18 protein-coding genes are annotated in these 19974 nt (G+C 65.5%); 8 read left to right on the plus strand and 10 right to left on the minus strand.

Annotated elements, in window-relative coordinates; genetic code table 11:
* Nucleotides 1-26: 26 nt before the first annotated feature.
* The 4 genes from N5D45_RS05885 to N5D45_RS05900 all read left to right on the plus strand — a co-directional run bounded on the left by N5D45_RS05885 (nucleotide 27) and on the right by N5D45_RS05900 (nucleotide 6765).
* Complete coding sequence (locus N5D45_RS05885; protein ID WP_010484405.1) at nucleotides 27-1250, plus strand: efflux RND transporter periplasmic adaptor subunit; 1224 nt, start codon at nucleotides 27-29, stop codon at nucleotides 1248-1250.
* 127 nt (nucleotides 1251-1377) lie between these two features.
* Complete coding sequence (locus tag N5D45_RS05890; protein ID WP_019338348.1) at nucleotides 1378-4548, plus strand: multidrug efflux RND transporter permease subunit; 3171 nt, start codon at nucleotides 1378-1380, stop codon at nucleotides 4546-4548.
* 64 nt (nucleotides 4549-4612) lie between these two features.
* A complete protein-coding gene (locus N5D45_RS05895; protein ID WP_005416162.1) occupies nucleotides 4613-5350 on the plus strand; it encodes an SDR family oxidoreductase in 738 nt (245 codons plus the stop codon).
* A complete protein-coding gene (locus N5D45_RS05900) occupies nucleotides 5344-6765 on the plus strand; it encodes an efflux transporter outer membrane subunit (RefSeq protein WP_049411599.1) in 1422 nt (473 codons plus the stop codon). Before N5D45_RS05895 ends, N5D45_RS05900 begins: the two co-directional genes overlap by 7 nt.
* 41 nt (nucleotides 6766-6806) lie before the next feature.
* On the opposite strand, the gene N5D45_RS05905 is transcribed toward N5D45_RS05900, so the two are convergent.
* Nucleotides 6807-7184: a VOC family protein gene (locus N5D45_RS05905; protein WP_010484413.1), complete on the minus strand. Its 378-nt coding sequence runs from the start codon at nucleotides 7182-7184 to the stop codon at nucleotides 6807-6809.
* Nucleotides 7185-7323: 139 nt separating this feature from the next.
* On the opposite strand from N5D45_RS05905, the gene N5D45_RS05910 reads away from it, so the two are divergent.
* Nucleotides 7324-7587: a hypothetical protein gene (locus tag N5D45_RS05910; protein ID WP_010484415.1), complete on the plus strand. Its 264-nt coding sequence runs from the start codon at nucleotides 7324-7326 to the stop codon at nucleotides 7585-7587.
* Between the two features lie 19 nt (nucleotides 7588-7606).
* Here the strand turns inward: N5D45_RS05910 and N5D45_RS05915 are convergent, their stop codons facing one another.
* The 6 genes from N5D45_RS05915 to N5D45_RS05940 all read right to left on the minus strand — a co-directional run bounded on the left by N5D45_RS05915 (nucleotide 7607) and on the right by N5D45_RS05940 (nucleotide 11784).
* The gene (locus N5D45_RS05915; protein ID WP_164192109.1) at nucleotides 7607-8461 is read right to left on the minus strand and encodes an endonuclease/exonuclease/phosphatase family protein; all 855 of its coding nucleotides are present in this window, start codon (nucleotides 8459-8461) and stop codon (nucleotides 7607-7609) included.
* A gap of 138 nt (nucleotides 8462-8599) precedes the next feature.
* Nucleotides 8600-8845 carry a hypothetical protein gene (locus N5D45_RS05920; RefSeq protein WP_010484419.1) on the minus strand — a complete coding sequence of 82 codons (246 nt, stop codon included), beginning with the start codon at nucleotides 8843-8845 and terminating at the stop codon, nucleotides 8600-8602.
* A gap of 26 nt (nucleotides 8846-8871) precedes the next feature.
* Complete coding sequence (locus N5D45_RS05925; RefSeq protein WP_241875278.1) at nucleotides 8872-9111, minus strand: hypothetical protein; 240 nt, start codon at nucleotides 9109-9111, stop codon at nucleotides 8872-8874.
* A gap of 87 nt (nucleotides 9112-9198) precedes the next feature.
* On the minus strand, nucleotides 9199-9903 hold the full coding sequence (locus N5D45_RS05930; RefSeq protein WP_010484423.1) for a PA1136 family autoinducer-binding transcriptional regulator: 705 nt from the start codon (nucleotides 9901-9903) through the stop codon (nucleotides 9199-9201).
* 5 nt (nucleotides 9904-9908) lie between these two features.
* The gene (hchA, locus tag N5D45_RS05935; RefSeq protein ID WP_010484425.1) at nucleotides 9909-10781 is read right to left on the minus strand and encodes a glyoxalase III HchA; all 873 of its coding nucleotides are present in this window, start codon (nucleotides 10779-10781) and stop codon (nucleotides 9909-9911) included.
* Nucleotides 10782-10851: 70 nt separating this feature from the next.
* A complete protein-coding gene (locus tag N5D45_RS05940; protein ID WP_239519153.1) occupies nucleotides 10852-11784 on the minus strand; it encodes an AraC family transcriptional regulator in 933 nt (310 codons plus the stop codon).
* A 98-nt stretch (nucleotides 11785-11882) separates the two neighbouring features.
* Between N5D45_RS05940 and N5D45_RS05945 the strand changes: the two genes are divergently transcribed.
* A complete protein-coding gene (locus N5D45_RS05945; protein WP_164192103.1) occupies nucleotides 11883-12575 on the plus strand; it encodes an alpha/beta hydrolase in 693 nt (230 codons plus the stop codon).
* Nucleotides 12576-12650: 75 nt separating this feature from the next.
* Here the strand turns inward: N5D45_RS05945 and N5D45_RS05950 are convergent, their stop codons facing one another.
* Nucleotides 12651-14672 (minus strand): alpha/beta fold hydrolase, encoded by a 2022-nt coding sequence (locus tag N5D45_RS05950; RefSeq protein WP_010484431.1) that lies wholly within the window; start codon nucleotides 14670-14672, stop codon nucleotides 12651-12653.
* 153 nt (nucleotides 14673-14825) lie between these two features.
* Here N5D45_RS05950 and N5D45_RS05955 point away from each other — a divergent pair, with 153 nt between their 5' ends.
* Complete coding sequence (locus N5D45_RS05955; protein WP_279938597.1) at nucleotides 14826-15287, plus strand: isoprenylcysteine carboxylmethyltransferase family protein; 462 nt, start codon at nucleotides 14826-14828, stop codon at nucleotides 15285-15287.
* Between the two features lie 131 nt (nucleotides 15288-15418).
* Nucleotides 15419-17584, plus strand: coding sequence for a hypothetical protein (locus tag N5D45_RS05960; protein ID WP_279938599.1), 2166 nt, complete (start codon nucleotides 15419-15421; stop codon nucleotides 17582-17584).
* 100 nt (nucleotides 17585-17684) lie between these two features.
* On the opposite strand, the gene N5D45_RS05965 is transcribed toward N5D45_RS05960, so the two are convergent.
* Nucleotides 17685-18173, minus strand: a complete 489-nt coding sequence (locus N5D45_RS05965; protein WP_279938600.1) for a hypothetical protein — start codon at nucleotides 18171-18173, stop codon at nucleotides 17685-17687.
* 143 nt (nucleotides 18174-18316) lie between these two features.
* On the minus strand, nucleotides 18317-19816 hold the full coding sequence (locus N5D45_RS05970; protein WP_228355232.1) for a S8 family serine peptidase: 1500 nt from the start codon (nucleotides 19814-19816) through the stop codon (nucleotides 18317-18319).
* Nucleotides 19817-19974: the final 158 nt, after the last annotated feature.

Consider the following 19974-nt stretch of genomic DNA (forward strand, 5'->3'; position numbering starts at 1 on the left):
ACCACCCCTCCGTACGGATGCATGCCATGACTTCCCCCAATACCACCCCACATCGTTTCGGCCATCGCATCGCGATGGTCGGCGTGTCGATCCTCGCCGCCGCCGTGCTGGCGGCCTGCAGCGGCGGCCATGCCGAAGAAGCCGGTGCACCGCCTCCGCCGCAGGTCAGTGCAGCGCCGGTGCTGGTCAAGCAGGTCAGCCAGTGGGACGAATTCAGCGGCCGCGTCGAAGCGGTACAGAGCGTTGAACTTCGTCCGCGCGTGTCCGGCTACATCGACAAGGTCAACTACGTCGAAGGCCAGGAAGTGAAGAAGGGCGAAGTGCTCTTCACCATCGACGCGCGCAGCTACCAGGCCGAGTACGATCGCGCTGCCGCAGAACTGGCCCGTGCCCGCACCCAGGCTACGTTGGCCCGCAGCGAGTCCGAGCGTGCCAAGCGCCTGTCCGAGCAGCAGGCGATCTCCACCGAGACCGCCGAACAGCGTCGTGCGGCGGCCGACCAGTCCGGTGCTGCGGTGCAGGCCGCGCAGGCGGCGCTGGACGCGGCCCGGCTAAACCTGGAGTTCACCAAGGTGCGTGCACCGATCGACGGGCGTGCCGGCCGCGCGATGGTCACCGCCGGCAACCTGGTCACTGCTGGCGACAGCGCCAGCGTGCTGACCACGCTGGTCTCGCTGGACACGGTGTTCGTCTACTTCGATGCCGACGAGAGCACTTTCCTGCGCTACGCCCAGATGGCGCGCAAGGGCGAGCGCCCGAGCGAGCGGGACAGCGAGCTGCCGGTGAAGGTCGGCCTGTCCGGGGAAGAGGGCTATCCGCACTCGGGCAAGGTCGATTTCCTCGACAACCAGGTGGCGCGCAGCACCGGCACCATCCGCGTCCGTGCGCTGCTGGACAACGCCGACCGCCAGTTCACGCCGGGCCTGTTCGCCCGCGTGCAGCTGCTCGGCAGCGGCCAGTTCCAGGCCCTGCTGATCGACGACAAGGCCGTGCTGACCGACCAGGACCGCAAGTACGTCTACGTGGTCGACAAGGATGGCAAGGCCCAGCGCCGTGACATCCAGCTCGGCCGCACCGCCGATGGCCTGCGCATTGTCGAGCACGGCCTGGCCGCCGGCGACAAGGTGATCATCGACGGCGTGCAGAAGGTCTTCATGCCGGGCATGCCGGTGCAGGCCAAGGCCGTGGCGATGCAGCCGCAGGCTGCGCCGGCACCGGGCCGTGATGCCACCGCTGCGCTGAACCACTGATCCGCCCGCTCCTGATCCGCGTCCCCGCTTAGCTGCCGGCGCCAGCGGCAGCCTTCCGTGCCTTCGTCATATCGACGAGGGGCAGGGTGGCTGTTGCCCGCCGTCGGCCTTTCCCAGGAATTCCTCCATGGACTTTTCCCGTTTCTTCATCGACAGGCCGATCTTCGCGGCGGTGCTGTCGATCGTGATCTTCGCCGCAGGCCTGATCACGATTCCAATCCTGCCGATCAGCGAGTACCCGGAAGTGGTGCCGCCGTCGGTGGTCGTGCGTACGGTGTATCCGGGCGCCAACCCCAAGGTCATTGCCGAGACCGTCGCCACGCCGCTTGAAGAGGCCATCAACGGCGTCGAAGGCATGATGTATCTGAAGTCGGTTGCCGGCTCGGACGGCGTGCTGCAGATGACCGTCACCTTCCGCCCGGGCACCGACCCGGACGCGGCGGCGGTGAAGGTGCAGAACCGCGTGGCGCAGGCACAGGCACGCCTGCCCGAGGACGTGCGCCGGCAGGGCGTGACCACGCAGAAGCAGTCACCGACCTTCCTGATGGTGGTGCACCTGACCTCGCCGCAAGGCAAGTACGACACCCTGTACCTGCGCAACTACGCGCGCCTGCACGTCAAGGATGCGCTGGCGCGTATTCCGGGCGTGGGTGACGCGCAGATCTTCGGCGGTGGCGACTACGCCATGCGCGCCTGGCTGGACCCGGACAAGGTGGCTTCGCGCGGTCTGACCGCCAGCGACGTGGTGCGCGCCATGCGCGAGCAGAACGTGCAGGTGTCGGCCGGCCAGCTTGGCGCCGAACCGCTGCCGGACAGCAAGTTCCTGACCCTGATCAACGCCCAGGGCAGGCTGAAGACCGAAAAGGAATTCGGCGACATCGTGCTCAAGAGCGGCACCGATGGCGAGATCGTGCGCCTGTCCGACGTGGCCCGCCTGGAACTGGGTGCCGGTGACTACACCCTGCGCTCGCAGCTGGACGGCAAGAACGCGGTCGGTATCGGTATCTTCCAGTCGCCGGGTGCGAACGCGCTGGAAATCCGCGACCAGGTCATCTCGACGATGGACGAGATGCAGAAGACCATGCCGGCCGACGTGAAGTACGAAGCGGTGTATGACACCACCATCTTCGTGCGCGACTCGATCAAGGCTGTGGTCTCCACGCTGCTGGAAGCCATCGCGCTGGTGGTGCTGGTGGTGATCCTGTTCCTGCAGACCTGGCGTGCCTCGATCATCCCGTTGATCGCGGTGCCGGTGTCGGTGGTGGGTACCTTTGCCGCGCTGTACCTGCTGGGCTTCTCGATCAACACGCTGAGCCTGTTCGGCCTGGTGCTGGCGATCGGCATCGTGGTCGACGACGCGATCGTGGTGGTGGAGAACGTCGAACGCAACATCGAGGAAGGGTTGTCGCCCACCGCCGCGGCTCACCAGGCCATGCGCGAGGTCTCCGGCCCGATCGTGGCGATCGCGCTGGTGCTGTGCGCCGTGTTCGTGCCGATGGCGTTCCTGTCCGGTGTCACCGGCCAGTTCTACAAGCAGTTCGCGGTCACCATCGCCATTTCCACGGTGATCTCGGCGATCAACTCGCTGACCCTGTCGCCGGCCCTCGCCGCGCGCCTGCTGAAGGCCCACGGTGCCCCGAAGGACGGCCCGAGCCGCCTGATCGACCGCCTGTTCGGTTGGGTGTTCCGTCCGTTCAACCGCTTCTTCAAGTCCAGCTCGGAGAAGTACGAGCGTGGCGTGGCCCGCATCCTCGGCCGTCGTGGTGCGGTGTTCGTGGTCTACGCGATCCTGCTGGTCGGTACCGGCGTGATCTTCAAGCTGGTGCCGCCGGGCTTCATCCCGACCCAGGACAAGCTGTACCTGATCGCGGGTGTGAAGCTGCCGGAAGGCTCCTCGATCGCGCGTACCGATGAAATGTTGCGCAAGGTCGCCAAGATCGCCCAGGAAACCGATGGCGTGGCCCACACCATCTCGTTCCCGGGCTTGAACGCGCTGCAGTTCACCAACACGCCGAACACGGGTGTGGCGTTCATTCCGCTCAAGCCGTTCGCCGAGCGCCATGGCCGCACTGCCGCGCAGATCAACGCCGAGATCAACCAGAAGATCGCCGGGCTGCAGGAAGGCTTCGCCTTCGCGATGATGCCGCCGCCGATCCTCGGCCTGGGCAACGGCAACGGCTACCAGATGTTCATTGAGGACCGTGGCAACCTGGGTTACGGCGCGCTGCAGAATGCCGTACAGGCGATGCAGGGCACCGTGGCGCAGACGCCGGGCATGGCATTCCCGATTTCCAGCTACCAGGCCAATGTGCCGCAGCTGGATGCCGAGGTCGACCGCGTCAAGGCCAAGGCGCAGGGCGTGCAGCTCACCGAACTGTTCGACACCCTGCAGACCTACCTCGGTTCGGCCTACGTCAACGACTTCAACCAGTTCGGCCGTACCTGGCAGGTGATCGCCCAGGCCGACGGTCCGTACCGCGAGACGGTCGAGGACATCGGCAAGCTGCGCACCCGCAACGACCGCGGCGAGATGGTGCCGATCGGTTCGATGGTCACCATCAAGCAGACCTTCGGCCCGGACCCGGTGCTGCGCTTCAATGGCTATCCGGCGGCTGACCTGGCCGGTGAAGCCGACCCGCGCCTGCTGTCCTCCGCCGAGGCGATGAACAAGCTGACCGAGATCGCCGGCAAGGTGCTGCCGGTGGGCATGACCACCGAATGGACCGACCTGAGCTACCAGCAGGCAACCCAGGGCAAGGCGGCCTTCATTGTCTTCCCGGTGGCGATCATGTTGGCCTTCCTGGTGCTGGCCGCGTTGTACGAGAGCTGGTCGCTGCCGCTGGCGGTGATCCTGATCGTGCCGATGACCCTGCTGTCCGCGCTGTTCGGCGTGTGGTTGACCGGTGGTGACAACAACGTGTTCGTGCAGGTCGGCCTGGTGGTGCTGATGGGCCTGGCGTGCAAGAACGCGATCCTGATCGTCGAGTTCGCCAGAGAGCTGGAGATGGGCGGCAAGGGCATCGTTGAAGCGGCATTGGAAGCCTGCCGCCTGCGTCTGCGCCCGATCGTGATGACCTCCATCGCCTTCATCGCCGGCACCGTGCCGCTGGTGCTGTCGCACGGTGCAGGCGCCGAAGTGCGCTCGGTGACCGGTATCACCGTGTTCGCCGGCATGCTGGGCGTGACTCTGTTCGGCCTGTTCCTCACCCCGGTGTTCTACGTGGCCCTGCGCAAGTTCGTCACCCGCAACGGTGGTGGCCAGCTGGTGCAGCACGGCGAGCCGACCATCCACCACTGATATGGAACCCCGTCGCCGCCGGTTATTGGCCGGTGGCGGCTTTCCCCTCACAAGGCATGCATCCATGAACACCCATCAGAACAAGATCGCGCTGGTCACCGGCGCCACCCGTGGCATCGGCCTGGAAACTGTGCGCCAGCTGGCCCAGGCTGGCGTGCACACGCTGCTGGCCGGTCGCAAGCGTGAGACCGCCGTGGAGCTGGCACTGAAGCTGCAGGCTGAAGGCCTGCCGGTCGAAGCCCTGCAACTGGACGTGACCGACGCGGCCAGCATCGCCGAAGCGGTCGAGCAGGTGCGCCAGCGCCATGGCCGCCTCGACATCCTGGTCAACAACGCCGGCATCATGATCGAGAACCCGGCGCAGGCACCGTCGGAACAGTCACTCGATACCTGGAAGCGCACTTTCGACACCAACGTGTATGCGCTGGTGGCCGTCACCCAGGCCTTCCTGCCGCTGGTCAAGCAGGCCAAGTCCGGGCGCATCGTCAACGTATCGAGCATGCTCGGCTCGCAGACCCTGCACGCCGACCCGGCGTCGGGCATCTACGATTTCAAGATCCCGGCCTACAACGCCTCCAAGGCGGCGGTGAACAGCTGGACCCTGAGTCTGGCCTACGAACTGCGCAATACCCCGATCAAGGTCAACACCGTGCATCCGGGTTACGTCAAGACCGACATGAACGGCGGCAACGGCGAAATCGAAATCAGCGAAGGCGCACGTTCCAGCGTGGAAATGGCGTTGATCGGTGAATCCGGCGCCAGCGGCAGCTTCACCTACCTGGGCGAGGTGCTGCCATGGTGATCCGCACGTTGGCGATGGCCGTCTCCAGCCTGGTGCTGGCAGGCTGTGTCAGCGTCGGCCCCAACTACAAGGCGCCGGTACAGGAGCCTGTGGTGCTGCAGGGTGCGCAGCAGCCGGTGTTCAGCACCACCTCGCCGGTGGCCAGCTGGTGGGCGCAGTTCGATGATCCGGTGCTGGAACAGCTGGTGCATGGCGCACTGTCGGACAACCTGGATCTTCGCGTGGCCGTGGCCCGCGTCAGCCAGGCCCGCGCGGTGTTCGTCGAAAGCCGTTTCGACCAGGCCCCGCACATCACCGCAGGCGGCAGCTACGACCGCCGCAAGCAACCCGATCCGCAGCTGGGTGGGCAGCGGGTGTTCAGTGAAAGCTACCAGCTCGGCTTCGACGCCGGCTGGGAGCTGGATCTGTTCGGCCGCAAGCGCCGTGCTGCAGAAGCCGCGCGCGCCGACCTCGACGCCGAGCAGGCCAACCTGGCCGATGCGCAGGTGCTGGTCGCCGCCGAAGTGGCGCGCAACTACTTCGAGCTGCGCGGTACGCAGAAGCGCATCGCCGTGGCCCAGCACACGCTGGTCAACCTGCGCGATACGCAGAAGCTGACCGAGGCGCGCTGGGAGCTGGGCGCCGGCAGTGAGCTGGACGTGCAGAGCAGCCGTGCACGGCTGAAGGCGATCGAGGCCGACATTCCGCTTCTGGAAGTGGCCGAGACGCAGTCGCGTAACCGGCTGGCGGTGCTGCTGGGCCAGCGCCCGGAAACGCTGACCGCCATGCTGGCACCACATGACGTGCCGGCATTCGCCAAGGCACTGCCGCTGGGCGATACCCGCGAGCTGCTGCGCCAACGCGCCGACGTGCGCGTGGCCGAGCGTCGCCTGGCCGCTGCTACCGCACGCGTGGGCGTGGCTACTGCGGACCTGTTCCCGCGGCTGTCGCTGTCCGGTTTCGTCGGCTTCCTCGGCGGCGATGCAAGTGGCCTGGTCAATGGCAACAACAAGGCCTGGTCGCTGACCCCGTCGCTGAGCTGGGCAGCATTCGACTTCGGCACCGTGCGTGCACGCCTGCGTGCCAGCAAGGCCGAGGCCGAAGGCGTGGCAGCACAGTATGAGCAGGCCGTGCTGCTGGCACTGGAAGACACCGAGAACGCGCTGACCCGCTATTCCAAGCAGCAGGCGCGGCTGGCGATCGTGGTCGAGCAGGCGCAGGCGGCACGCCGCGCTGAGTCGCTGGCGCAGATCCGCTACCGCGAGGGCTCGGAGGACTTCCTGACCCTGCTGGATGCGCAGCGCACGCAACTGGCGGCCGATGATGCGTTGGCGGCCGCCGAGTCCGAGGTCAACGTCAGCGTGGTGGGCGTGTACAAGGCGCTGGGGGGATGGGGTCAATCACCGCAGCCGCCGAGTGTGGCGCAGGTGCAGTAACCGCAGGGGACGGAAGCAGTGGCTTCCGTCCCTTTCTTCTTTCAGGGCCAGTGATTGGCAGGCACCTCGCGCTCGCGCATGCGCACGATGCAGAAGCGATGGCCGGTCGGTGCTTCCATTACCCACCAACGTTTGACGAAGCCGATCCGGCGCGCGCCGAGCCTCTCCAGGCGGTCGGCCTCGGCGTCGATGTCGTCGCTCTCGATGTCCAGGTGCACCCGTGAAGGGTGATCGACGCGCTGTACTTCCACGTTCAGGCCCGCAGGAGCGCCCTGCAGGTCAGCGTACTCGGCGCCATCTTCGGCATACGATGGCTGCGCCTGCAGGCCGAGTGCGGCCGCCCAGAAGCGTGCGCCTTCGTCAGCGGGCGTGTCCTGGCAGTCGATGATGAATCCGGCCAGACGGCTCTGGTGCGCCATGACGTCCTCCGCAGATTGGGAATGGAGGAAGGGTAGCGTGTCGCGTGCTGTGGACGTTGTCACAGTCATGACGTTTCTGACTCTGCCAGAACCGGGGCCTGCGGTGTAACTAGTGGGGCAGAGTCCAGGAGGGAAGGCGATGAGCGATGACAAACGCGATACCCAGCGCATGCTGTTTGGTGATCCGGGACCGCCTGGCGCAGGGCTGTCGGTAGCGGTCGTAGTGCTGATGGTGCTGGCGACGATGGCCGCTGCCATCGGTTTCCTGCGGCTGCCCGATCCGATGCTGGGGCTGGGGCTGATCGGCGTTGCCGTGTTTCTCGCCGTCGGCGCCCGCATCTGCCAGGCGCGCAACCAGCACCAGGCGTTGTACCGGCTGTTGTCGCGGCAGCCGCCGCCGTAGCCACGGCTGCCGCAGGGAGTCAGTGCTTCGGCCAGTCCAGCGTGACCACCAGCGGGAAGTGGTCCGACGGCAGCACGCCATCGATGCGACGATCATCGGTAAGGAAGCTGCGCGCATGGAAGCCGCGCACCAGCACCCAGTCCAGCTGTACGGTGGCCTTGCCGGTGAAGTTGTGGAAGGTCAGGCGCGGACCCTGCGGAGCCCTCACCTGGGTACGGGTGTCCAGCAGGAGGCGGGTGAACGCCTTGTAGGTGTCACCGCCTGGCTCGCTGTTGAAGTCACCGGTCAACACCACCGGCAGGTCGGCCGGCAGTGCTTCCAGGCGCTTGCCGATCAGCTCGGCACCCTTCACCCGGCGTGGTTCGTCCTCGTCGCGGTAGGGCAGGTGGGTATTCATGAAATAGAAGCGACGGCCGTCGTTCAGGCGCCGGAACAGGGCCCAGGTAACCATGCGCGGGTACAGATTGCCCCAGGTGATGCTGCCGGGTACATCGGGTGTATCGGACAACCAGAAGTTGCCGGATTCCTCGATGGCCAGCACCTTGCTGTCGTAGAACACGCCCATGTGTTCATCGCCGCTGCCACCGCGGCGGCCTTCACCGAACCAGCGGTAGCCGGGCAGGTGCCCTGACAGGTAGTCGGCCTGTTCCTTCACCAGCTCCTGCGTGCCGATCACCGCCGGATGCGCGTCGAGGATCACCTTGACCATGGCATCGCGACGGTCGGGCCAGCGCTTGCCCGGTTCGGTATCGGCCGGAGTGCGGACATTGAACGACATTACTTTCAGCGGCGCCGGTGCAGCAGCCCAGGCGACGCCAGGCAGAGCAAGCGCCAGCAGCGCACACAGCGCAGGGCGACGGAAACGCGACAACATCGTGGAATCCCTCCATTCCATGAAAACGGTTTCACGAAGCATGCCACGGAAGGCGAGGGCAGCGGTATGCCGGGATGGGCGGCTGGGAGATGCCGGGCGGGCGGTGAAGGCGCCGCCCGGCGGATCGCGCGGGCGCGATCAGGGGTCGTAGATCATCCCGTTTTCGTCGCGGTTGTAATGGCCGGTGACTTCGCGGGTGCCGTCGTCGTAGATCACGTACGACGTGCAGCGCTGGTGGAATACGTTGCCAGCGATGCGGAAGGGCACGCATTCCTCCTGGACCTCGACGACTTCGGCCGCCATCGTGGTGCCGACCGGAGCCAGTGCGGCCACGGCCAGCACGGCGGCAAACGCACATGCCGGAAAACCTTGATGCAGTCTCATCCTCACGTTCCTTGTCGATGGGGGGCTTACATCAGATAGGGATTGCCGTACTCGTCGATCCAGTACTCGCTGAGGAAGATCTCACCGTCCACGTCGGGCATGGTCACGATACAATGCTGGTGGAAGCGATAACGCTCCACTTCAAACGGTTCGCAGCGGGTTATGCTGCCGGGCGGGGTCGGCACCCCCGCGCTCGCCGTGCCGGACGACATCATTCCAGCGAACGTCACAATCAGTGCCGCCATCGAAGCCAGTTGCAGTTTCATAAGCATCATCCTTGCTTTCTGCAATCGCGCACATGCGCATGGCGTGTGTAGCACGCGAATCAGGCCGCCGGAAGTGTCTCGCCCGGATCAGTCCTCGATCTCGCCGCGCCGACTGGCAGCGCGTACCGCCTGCGCGGTGGTTGCCACTCCCAGACGCTGGCGCGCGCGACGCAGGTGATTTTCCACTGTACGAGCGGAAAGCCCCAGCGTGGCCGCGATCTCCGCCTGGCGACGGCCGGCGGCGACCCAGCGCAGCACCTCGCGTTCGCGCGTGCTCAACGTACGTCCGGAAAGTTCGCTGGGTGTCTCTGCAAGCCGGCGTGCGGCACGGAATGCTGCAGCTGCAGCAGCATCCAGCAGCAGCCGCGCGCTGGCCGATGCATCGATCGCTGTCCCGGCAAAACTGATCGCGCCTTCCAGGCCGGTGGTGCCGAACACCGGCACCTGCAGGCCGTGCAGGCCTTCACCACGAGGCTGCTTCACCACCTGATAGCGTTCGCCGCGAACGCCCTGGCGCTTGCTCCAGAAGAACGGCGCGTCACTGTCCAGCACGTGGCGATTGACCGGACAGGCGTGCAGGTAGCGCGCGAGGTCGGTACTGCTGCCGTCGCCGAACCAGTCGCCCTCGATCCAGTACACGCGCTGGGTACCGCGCTCCAACCCCGTGCCGGTGGCGAACACCAGCACGCGATCGTAGCCGAGTGGTGCAGAGATGCTGCGTAGTACCGCGCCCACCGAACTCAGTGAGCGAGCGCGTTCCAGTTCCAGCAACGCCTGCACCAGATCGCCCATCCCGATCAGCGCCCGGCCAGTGCGTCGAGCAGCGTGCGCGCGGCCAGCTTGCCCAGCGCATTGCCGGCCAGCGGGCTGTCACCGGTCAGCAGCAGGCGGTCCTGCAGCACGCTGCCATCTATGCCGTCATTGACGATCTGCACGCCCTGCTGCGCCAGGCGTTCACCGAAGAACCACGGCAGCTGCCCGGGCATGTAGCCGATCTCCGGTGTCTGCCGGTCCATCGCATCGGGGAAGGCACAGATGCGGTAGCCGCGGAACAACGAACCACCGTCGGCCTCGTCGACGCCTGCGGCCAGCAACGCGGCCGGGCCGTGGCAGAGGGTGATGATGTGGCGTTGCTCGGCCATCGCCCAGTGCAGGGCTGCCTTTACCGCGCGACTCTGCGGCAGTCCGATAAGGGCGCCATGGCCACCGGGAATGAACACGGCTGCATAATCCGATGCGGCATCGAGGCCTGCCACCACCTCAGCCAACGGCAGTGGCTGGCGGAAGCGGGCTTCGTAGCGGTCGTACAGTCCGCCGATCTCCTTGTCCTCGCGCGGGAACGCCCACCACTCGAACTTTGCGGCGTTGCCGGACAGCGTGGCCACATCGATGTCGAAGCCGGCCTTGTCCAGGTGGTACATCGGCAGCAGGGTTTCCACCGGATGGTTGCCGGTGGAGAACAGGTGGCCGTTGGCAGTAGGCAGATAGCGTTCGTCCGCAGCGATCATCAGCACCTTCCAGCGGCCATCACGGCGCGCGTCGGGATAGTCGGCACCGGACAGGTCGCTCTTCGCCGACGTGAACTGTGACAGCGAGTACGGAGACGGGAAGAAGGCGTCGCGCTCGGCCGGGTCGGGGCTGGGATGGCGGCTGGGCTCTTGCGTGTTCATGCGGACCTCCAGTGGGGTAGTGGAGCCAGCATAGAAGGGCTGATGCGTACGTGCGATGAGGGTTTTCCCCTCATTCGCGCGACGCTGCCATCTGTTGGCGCCAGGCATTCGGGCTCATGCCGAAAGCACGGCGGAACGCACGGCTGAATGCTGGTTCGGAGAGATACCCGACGTCTCCGGCGATCTGCGAAACCCGCCGGTTTCCGCTGCGCAGCAGCTCCGCGGCCAGCTGCAATCGCGATCCAGCGAGATAACGCATCGGTGACATGCCGGTGGCCAGGCTGAACCGCTGCGCGAAGTTCGAGCGGGACTGATTCAGGCTTGCCGCCAGAGACTCGACCGTCCATGCCTGTGCGGGGTGTGCCTGCATCAACGCCAGTGCCCGCCCGATCAATGGGTCGGCCAGTGCGTGCAGACGCTGGCAGTTGTGAGGGCTGGAGGTTCCCAGCCAGTAGCGCAGCGTCCAGACAAACAACAGGTCGAGCAGGCGTGACAGCATCAGCCCACTACCCAGCGTGGGCCGGGCCGCTTCAACCTGGATTGCGCCCAGGGTTACCGCCACCCAATCGGCTGAGCTGGCGGGAAATCCGTTCGGCATCCGGTCAACCCCGGGAACATGCAGCCAGCCGGGCAGGGCATCAAGCAGCAGCTGGCTGCCTGGGCCATCAAATCCAAAGGACGCCGTGGTCAGATGGGCAGGTTGCGAGGCGTCGCCGGCACAGTCGATGCGATGTGTCCTGCCATGCGGCATCAACAGCAGCTCGCCGGTCTGCAGTGGCACCACCGTGGCATCCGCATGCAGGCGTGCCGTGCCCTGTTCGATGAAATGGAAGCAGCCGCGCCCCACGGCAATGATGCGGGCCCCACCGGGCTGCACGACGTGGCGGGTGATGTCGCCGCCGTGCATGCGCGAGGACTGGAAGATCGCAAACAAGGCGTCGGAGCCGGCCTGAAGCGATTCGGTGGTGTGGAGCCTTGGCATGGTTTTCAGGAGTCCGTGCATCGCCGCTGGCAGGGGCGATCCGTAGTCTGGTCGGGTGGCTTCAGGCAGCGCTGATGGCTGTCGGGCAACGATCCCATCCAAGTGAGGAGTTCTGCAAGATGAGCAAGCCAAGCATCATTCTGGTTCATGGTTTCTGGGGCGGCGCCGCGCATTGGGCCAAGGTGATCCTGGAGCTCGATCGCCGGGGCTTCCACGATCTGCATGCCGTGGAACTGCCGTTGACGTCGCTGGCCGACGACGCAGAGCGGACCCGGCGCATGATCCGCCAGGTTGCGGGGCCGGTGCTGCTGGTCGGCCATTCGTATGGTGGCGCGGTGATCTCCGAAGCCGGAAACGAACCCAACGTGACCGGCCTGGTCTTCATCGCCGCGTTCGCGCCGGATGCGGGTGAGAGCCCTGGCGGCATCACCCAGCAACAGCTGCCGCAGGCGGCGGCCAATCTGGCGCCGGACAGCGACGGCTACCTGTGGCTGCAGCCCGGCAAATTCCACGAGAGTTTCTGCCAGGACCTGCAGGCCGACGAGGCGCGGGTGATGGCGGTCACCCAGAAGGCGCCGCTGGCGAGCACGTTCGGTGATGCCGTCAGTGTTCCGGCGTGGCGGCATAAGCCGAGCTGGTACCAGGTCTCCAGCGCGGACCACATGATTCACCCTGATAACCAGCGGCGCATGGCGGCGCGCATGCAGCCACGTGCCAGCATCACGCTGGATGCAAGTCATGCGTCGCTGGTATCGCAGCCGGTAGCGGTGGCCGAACTGATCACCGAAGCTGCGTCCGACGGACAAGGCTGAGTTTCCCGGTCTTGCCGCGGTGGTGGTGTCCCGGCCGGCCAGAGCACCGCTGCCGTGATGCTGCCACGCCCAGCGTTACTTGTACTGCCGGTCGTGTTCCTGCATGTCTTCATGCAGGATCCGCCGCAGTTCGACGATGGCCGGCGTGGCTTCCTGCACGCTGTGCCCGGACACGATCACCTTCTCCGAATCCGCGTGCGGCAGGTGCGAGCTCCAGTAGGGCACCAGCCCGTCGTCGGTCTTTTCCAGCGGACCATCCGCCTTGGCCCGCGCGATGATCGAGTGGTAGTGCACCTTCGGCGACATCGGCAGGTCCGCCACGGCGCGGACGAAGGGATCGTCCTTGTCCAGATTCTGGATGCTGTTCATCTGGTAGCCGTGCTTGCCGTCGTTGCGATCGATCTGGCCGTCGTTGGCGATGGTGGCGACGTCTTCCAGCACGGTCAGCGGCAACCGCACCAGGCGACCGATCCAGCGGCCCAGGCGGGTGCCCGCCACATCGGTGCCGCGGTGTGGCGTGGCGATGAATACCACGCGCGATACTTCCGGCTCCGGCAGGAAGGTCAGTACCGGTGCGCCCTTGGTACGCAGCAGTTCACGCTGTGCCGGCGTCATCTGCGCAGTCTCCAGCAGGGTGTCGACCAGATGATCGCCGGAAGAGGAGATCATCAGCCGCGCGATCACGCCACCCATGCTGTGCCCGACCAGCACCATGTCATGCGAAGCCTGCGCCTTGCCGCTGGGGTCGAAATGCTTGAACACCTCATCCAGTGTGTGGCGCATCGAATCGTGGCTCATCGCGATGGGCATGTTGGTGGGGTAGTAGAACTGCCAGACCTGGAAATCCTGGCGGATCTCGTCGTCGCGCATCAGCTCGTTGGCGACGTTGACCCAGGCTTCCGGACTGCTGGCCAGGCCATGGATCATCAGCAGCACGCGGCGGTTCGGATCGTAGGGCTGCATCATGTACAGATGCGGCGTGTCGATGCCGCCTTTGCCACCGAACAGCGAACGCAGTGATTGGTGGCTGAAGTTGGAGCGCGCCAGCCACAATGCGTAGCCTGCGGTGAAGTTCGCGGCCAATGGCACCTGCTGCCCATGCAGGGTGACTTCCGTGACCTGGTAGGGATCGTGGATCTCCAGTTCCGGCTCGTCGTCGTGCAGCACTTCCCACAGGTTCTTTCCGGAGAAGCGCAGCAGTACCGTCATCGATGGCGACGGCATCTCGCTCCAGCTCTGCGTGACCGGTGTGGCGGCCTGCGCGGCGGGTGTTGTGGCCGGCGGCGTGGTGGCCGTGGCGGCGGCCGGATCCTCCATCACGGCCACCAGTTCGGCACCGAAGCCATCGCGGCGATGCACGCTGCGCAGCGTGCCCGTGAACGACAGCGAGGCCGCCGGCACCAGTTCGGTGGGGGTGCGCGTATCCAGCGGCGATGCCTCACCTGAAGGTGCCAGCACGAAGGTCCAGCGGCCCAGCTGGAAATGGCTGGCCTGGCTGTGCACGCGCCCGGTGGCATAGGCGTTGTACAACTGCACCGAGGCTTCCTGCACGGCCAGGTTGTAGTAGTCGCGCACCTGGGTCTGGCGGTCCTCGAAACCGCGCTGGTTGGCCGTTCGCTCGGTGAAGAACAGGTAGGCGTAGGCCTGCCGCGCGACCTGCATCCACGCGTCCAGGCGCGGCTGGAAGTCGGCATCCAGCTCGGTGATCGCACTCTTGGCACGGCCGGAGGTGGAGTACTCGCGCTTGGGCGCGGGCAGGGTCATCGCATACTGCAGCCACAGCTCGGCCAGGCTTGAGCGCTTGTCCTCCTCGCGCACCACGATGCTGCCTTCCATGGCCTCGATGCAGGGCAGGCCGGGCTTGGCGCAGACGCCTTCGTCGAGACCGGCCACGCGCAGGGTTTCCATGGTGGCCGAACTGAGCTTGCCGGTGGTCAGGATGTCGCCGCGCTTCAGGGCGATGTACTGGCCGGGGGTGACCGAGGCCACCTGCACCGACGGCCCGAACTGGCGCAACGTGGCACAGCCGCCAAGGGTGAGCAGCACGGTGATGATGAGGGTCGTGCGGCCGATGAAGCCCAAGCCCGTGGTTGCCATACGATCCTCCTGCGCGGTGGCGCCACTCTAGCGGTCGGCATGTCAAAGCGGAAGATACCGGGCGGTCGGTTTGGAGCACGGAAGTGCCGCCAACCGGGCGATTCAGGCATTTCCGTGTGACACTGGGGTGAACAGGATGAATGCAGGGCTGCGATGCGCTGGCTTGAGACCCGTGTTCCTCCGCCTTTTGCGATGCTGTTGTGCGCCGCCATCGGCTATATGGGCAGCCGATGGCAGCCGGGCGGGGCGTTGCAGCTACCCATGCCTGAGTTGCTTGCGGGTCTGGTGATGGTCTTCGGCGTGGTCTTGAACCTGCTGCCGAAGCTGGCCTTCCGGCGCGCGGGCACCACGGTCAACCCCCTGCGGCCGGCGGCGTCGAGCGTGCTGGTCACGCACGGCGTGTACCGCTACACACGCAACCCGATGTATCTGGGGCAGGCCACTGTCCTGGCAGGTGCCATGCTGTACCTGCAGAACCTGGCCGCACTGCTGGCTGTGCCGCTGTTCGTGCTGTACATCAACCGGTGGCAGATCGTACCGGAAGAGCGGGCACTGTCGGCCCGCTTTCCTGAGGCGTACGCAGCCTTCCGCCAGCGAGTACGACGCTGGCTGTAGCGCGGGTCAGGCCGTTACCGAGTGCTCTGGCACTCCCTGGGCTGTATCACGGGTGTCCTCGCGTTCCGTGGATGACGCGCGCAGCTTCAGACAGTAATCTGCGCCCTCCCATCCAACCTTCGAGTGCAAGCGTGAAACCACCCGTCGGGAGGCTTGTACTTGCAAGCGCATTGGTACTGGTTTTCATCCTGGTTCCCATCTGGTCCCTGGTCGGTCCCGGTGTGTGGGGCTGGCATGTAAGGCAGCCGGCCGCCTGGCAGGGCGCCTTGGAGTCATCAGCGCTGTTTTTCGCGTTGTATGTGGCGCTGAAGTTGATCCGGGGGGCCGCTCTCTGGGCAGGTATCGCAGCGGTTTCGGCTCTGTATGCCAGGCACCATGGTGTGGATGTGGCGATGCTTGCCAGTTACATCTACCTGGAGGGCATCTTCGCCTTGGGCGGATGCCTTGTTGCCTTGGCTGGAGGTGTCTCCCAACGCGATCCCGCCCAACAGGTCATTGTCGGCATGACAGGCCTTGTGGCCTGCTCGCTTCTACTGTGGATGGCTTCCTTGCTTGGCGTGGGAACCATGCAAGCACTGGCCGTGCTCACCGCGCTGGTACTGGGCGGGGCGTTGATTCTGCGGCGTGGACCGTGGCTGGGAGGAATGCTGGTTTCTGGCGTTCGACGTGGAGCTGGGCGTACACCAGCAGTCACGGCTTTGATTGCGACTTTGACGCTGGTGCTTTTTGCGAAGGCGTCTGTTTCCTCGGATTTTGATTCCAACTGGTATGGCCTGTCAGCCGACCGCGCATTGATCGCAAGTGGCAACATATTCCGTAGCGAAGGTCTTGTAGCACCAGTCCACTACTATCCAAAACTGATTGAGCTGCTCCAGGTCCCCTTGGCGGCCATCGGCAGCATCCCTGCAATCATCGGCTTGAGTATAGGCTGCTGGCTGGCCACCCTCGGGGTTGCGTCACAGATCCTGCGTGAGCTGCGCGTAATGCGTGTCTTGCGTCCTTACATTGTCGCGCTGCTTGCAACGCTACCTGCGTTCGCCAACATTTCAATCACGGCCAAGGGAGACGCCTTGGCGGCCTTGCTGCTTGCCGTCTCGCTGTTGGCTGTGCTTCGACTCGGCAACAAAGGCGGTGCCGGTTGGCTCTGGATTGCGGCGGCTTCGTCCCTGTTGGCGAGTCAGGCCAGGCTGTCCAACATTCCGTACACGCTGGCCATCGGCCTGCTGGCGATTCCCGCTTTCATCCGTTGGCGGAGCCAGCGCTTTCACCGGAGGCAGCCGCCTGCTGCGATTGCCGGAGGGGCGTTGCTTGGCGCGATAGTGCTGGTGGGGTTGATCACCGCGCGAACATGGTGGCTGGCGGGGGTGCCTATTGTTGCCCCGAATGCCGCGCTTGATCTCTTTGCCGCCTGGGGCATGCCGCTGCAGTCACCCGTGGGTCGTCTCCCGACCAGTGATCTGCTTGTTTATCTGCCTCCCGGAAAGGCCCTGTTGGCGTACCTATTCGATCCGCGGCAGTATCCGCTGCTGCAGATATTGTGGACGGGCAATGCATGGCTTGGCCTGCCATTGGTGGCGATGATCCTCGGCTGGCGGCGATCGGTCGCCTGGCGGCGCGCTGTTCCCGTGCTTCTGCTGGGGCTGCTGTTCTTCCCGATGCTCCTGGGAAATCGCTACATCGAAGCGTCGGGTGCGGATGGAAACTACTTCATCACCCCCTTGCTGAGCCTGTTCATGTTTGCTGGCTTCCTTCTTCAGCAATCACTGTGGAAATGGCAGTCCTGCCCTGGCGTGAGCCAAGTCGTGCGTGCCTTGGTTTTCTCGATCGCGGTGGCATCTGCGTTGATGTGTCTTGTGACGGGCGCATGGGGGCCTGGTACCCGCGCCTTCGATACACGTCTTGATCGCCCCATGCTGGATACGGCTTCGCGGCGTGCGGCAGCCTGGCGCGACATCGGCCTGGAAAGGATGGCCCAGCGGCTTTCCCAGGAGGCGCCGCGCACGCGTGCTGTGGGGGATGTGGGCGGGGAGGGCTTCTGGTTGCCAGTCCGGTACGAGCCCATCGACATCATTGCGCTGACACGCCCCGGCCTGGTTGATACCCCGGAGCACACGCTGGAATTTCTGGAGCACATTGCTGCTGAATACCTCATCGTCCGCTCACCCGGTGCGGCAGGTGGCCAGGAGCGGGATAGGATTCTGCGCACTGCGGTTGACACTCTTGCTGCGGACAGCCGGGCAACATGTGTCATGACCGAAGGGCCTTACGAACTCTGGAGGGTAAGCCCGAAGCGCTGAGCGTCGTGCCGGAAGAGCGGGCACTGTCGGCCCGCCTTCCTGAGGCATACGCAGCCTTCCGCCAGCGAGTACGGCACTGGCTCCAGCGCGGGTCAGGCCGTTACGGCGCGATCTGGCACTTCACGGCGGCGGAATAACCTTCGTAATCGTCACCGGCAATCACGTGCAGGGTGTGGCGCTTGTCGATGCGCTTCACGTACGAGGGCTCTTCGGTGTTGGCGTATTCGTTGACCGTGGTCATCGACCAGGTCTTGGCGAGGCGCTTCGGATCGACACCGTTCAAGTAGACGAAGACGCTCTTCTCGCCCTCGGCGACATTCACATCGGCATGGGTGACGGTACCGCCGAACAGGGCGACTGGCGTGGTTTCCGGCTCGAACGTGCCGCCAGGCTTCCTGGCCAGGCCGGCTGCCTGCAGGGCATCGATGGCCTCGGCTTCGCTGAAGTTCGAACCTGCCTTGCAGGCCAGCAGGGCCTCCAGCGTTGCGGTGCCGGCGGGGGCGATGGCAGGCGGCGGGGCTGCGTGGGTAGCCGAGCTCGCGGCCAGAGCGGTCATGACCACGGCGAACGCGGTGTTTCTGGTTCTCATTGCAGGTCCTTCTGTACGTGACGGAGCAGCGCGCCCGGAACCGGGCGCGGAACCGGATTATGGGCCTGCTGATGTTGCCTGCGTGTACAGATCGGATGCGCGACGAAGGCGCAGCGACCTTGCCGGGCCGCTGCGCCATGCCGTCAGTTGCTGGCCGCCTTCACCGCTTCTGCGGCGTCGACAATGCCTGGCCCGCAACCCCCCGGGCAGTTTGCTGCCGCGATCGGGCGCGCAGTGCGACGCAGGATGTCCTTGACCTGGTCGGTGGTCTTGGGCACCGGCGCCACCGCCTGCATCAGCGCGACGATGCCGGCGACGTGCGGCGCCGCCATCGAGGTGCCGGACATGAAGTCGAAGGCGTTGTTGCCCACGGTGGACAGGATGCCCTGTGCCGGATGCTGGCGGGTCGGTGCGCAGTTGGTCTGGTTCGGCGGCGTGGCCAGCGGCAGGAACTCGCCGACGGACGCGCGGCAGGACCAGGTTTCACCACCGGGTGCGGTGATGTGGATGCCTGCGCCGTAGTTGGAGTAGAACGCACGACGACCGCCCTGATCGTTGGCGGCAACCGCAATCACGCCCTTGCAGTTCGCCGGAGCAAACTCGGACACATCCAGATTGCTGTTGCCGGCGGCGACCACCACGATCGTGCCCTGCGCGGTGATGTCGTCGATTGCATCCTGCTCGGCCGGCGAGCAGGCCCGGCGGCCGCCGAGGCTGAGATTGATGACTTCAGCCGGGTTGGCATTGGCCGGGACGTTGGGCACGTTGATACCCGCACTCCAGAGCATGCCGTCGATGATGTCGGCGGAACCGCCATTGCCCTGGTTTCCGAGTACGCGCACCGGCACGACCTTCGCGTTGTAGGCCACGCCGGCGACGCCGATCTGGTTGTTGGTCACCGCTGCGACCGTCCCAGCGACGTGGGTGCCGTGAGCGATGCCCGAGGCATCGAAGGCATCGGCGTCGCGTCCGTCGCCATCGTCGGAGCCACCACAGCCGGGATTGAGTCCGCCGATGATGCACTGCCAATCACTGAACGGGCGGGTGGACGAGATCATGTCGTAACCCGGCAACAGGTTCGCCTGCAGGTCGTTGTTGTTGAGATACCCCGAATCGACCACAGCCACCACCACACCCTGGCCGGTGGAGCGGTCCCACGCGGCCGGCAGGCGCGCACCACTGGTCGGATTGCTGTAGTGCCACTGCTCGCCGTAGCGCGGATCGTTCGGTGTGGCGAACGCGCTCATCATGTAGTTCGGCTGCACATACTCGACGTCCGGATCGTCGGCGATGCGCTGCATCAGGATCTGCGCTTCCGGAAGATCCAGTGCCTTGTCCGTGGTGACGACGTCGGCGCCACCGCCCATGCGGCGCTGGTGGGTCACGGCTGGGGCCGGCGCAGCGCCGATCGAGCGCTTGCTGCGTTGCTGGATGCCGAGGCGCTTCTTCAGCGCATCCTGTGCGGTGGTAGCCGAAACGCGCTTGCTGCTGCCGTCCCGGTACTTGACGATGAAACTGCTGTACTGCTCGTTGCTGGCCATGCCTCGCGTCCATACCCGTTCGGTGGGTTGGGCGAAGGCGGGGGCGCTGACCAGAACCAGGGTGATGGCGCTGGCAAGGGAAACCCGAAGCGACGTACGCATGGATACAGTTCCTTTGTGAAAGATGTGTCGAACAGGCCGTGCCCCTCGGGCGCGGCTTCATGTGAAGGGTGCGGGTGCTCCGTGGTCTCCTCTTGATGGCGACCAGGGACGAACGGCTTCGCGGACACATCCCCCCAATGGGAGGCTGGGAAAATTCT

The organism is Stenotrophomonas sp. GD03819, assembly GCF_029841665.1.
Lineage (GTDB): Bacteria > Pseudomonadota > Gammaproteobacteria > Xanthomonadales > Xanthomonadaceae > Stenotrophomonas > Stenotrophomonas geniculata.

Bases quoted from the DNA above. Each gene is read 5' to 3' on its own strand.
- hchA (WP_010484425.1), bottom strand. From the start codon at position 10,781: ATGAACACGCAAGAGCCCAGCCGCCATCCCAGCCCCGACCCGGCCGAG.
- N5D45_RS05910 (WP_010484415.1), top strand. From the start codon at position 7,324: ATGAGCGATGACAAACGCGATACCCAGCGCATGCTGTTTGGTGATCCG.
- N5D45_RS05890 (WP_019338348.1), top strand. From the start codon at position 1,378: ATGGACTTTTCCCGTTTCTTCATCGACAGGCCGATCTTCGCGGCGGTG.
- N5D45_RS05930 (WP_010484423.1), bottom strand. From the start codon at position 9,903: ATGGGCGATCTGGTGCAGGCGTTGCTGGAACTGGAACGCGCTCGCTCA.
- N5D45_RS05925 (WP_241875278.1), bottom strand. From the start codon at position 9,111: ATGAAACTGCAACTGGCTTCGATGGCGGCACTGATTGTGACGTTCGCT.
- N5D45_RS05965 (WP_279938600.1), bottom strand. From the start codon at position 18,173: ATGAGAACCAGAAACACCGCGTTCGCCGTGGTCATGACCGCTCTGGCC.
- N5D45_RS05945 (WP_164192103.1), top strand. From the start codon at position 11,883: ATGAGCAAGCCAAGCATCATTCTGGTTCATGGTTTCTGGGGCGGCGCC.
- N5D45_RS05915 (WP_164192109.1), bottom strand. From the start codon at position 8,461: ATGTTGTCGCGTTTCCGTCGCCCTGCGCTGTGTGCGCTGCTGGCGCTT.
- N5D45_RS05905 (WP_010484413.1), bottom strand. From the start codon at position 7,184: ATGGCGCACCAGAGCCGTCTGGCCGGATTCATCATCGACTGCCAGGAC.
- N5D45_RS05970 (WP_228355232.1), bottom strand. From the start codon at position 19,816: ATGCGTACGTCGCTTCGGGTTTCCCTTGCCAGCGCCATCACCCTGGTT.
- N5D45_RS05940 (WP_239519153.1), bottom strand. From the start codon at position 11,784: ATGCACGGACTCCTGAAAACCATGCCAAGGCTCCACACCACCGAATCG.
- N5D45_RS05895 (WP_005416162.1), top strand. From the start codon at position 4,613: ATGAACACCCATCAGAACAAGATCGCGCTGGTCACCGGCGCCACCCGT.
- N5D45_RS05920 (WP_010484419.1), bottom strand. From the start codon at position 8,845: ATGAGACTGCATCAAGGTTTTCCGGCATGTGCGTTTGCCGCCGTGCTG.
- N5D45_RS05950 (WP_010484431.1), bottom strand. From the start codon at position 14,672: ATGGCAACCACGGGCTTGGGCTTCATCGGCCGCACGACCCTCATCATC.
- N5D45_RS05900 (WP_049411599.1), top strand. From the start codon at position 5,344: ATGGTGATCCGCACGTTGGCGATGGCCGTCTCCAGCCTGGTGCTGGCA.
- N5D45_RS05885 (WP_010484405.1), top strand. From the start codon at position 27: ATGACTTCCCCCAATACCACCCCACATCGTTTCGGCCATCGCATCGCG.
- N5D45_RS05955 (WP_279938597.1), top strand. From the start codon at position 14,826: ATGCGCTGGCTTGAGACCCGTGTTCCTCCGCCTTTTGCGATGCTGTTG.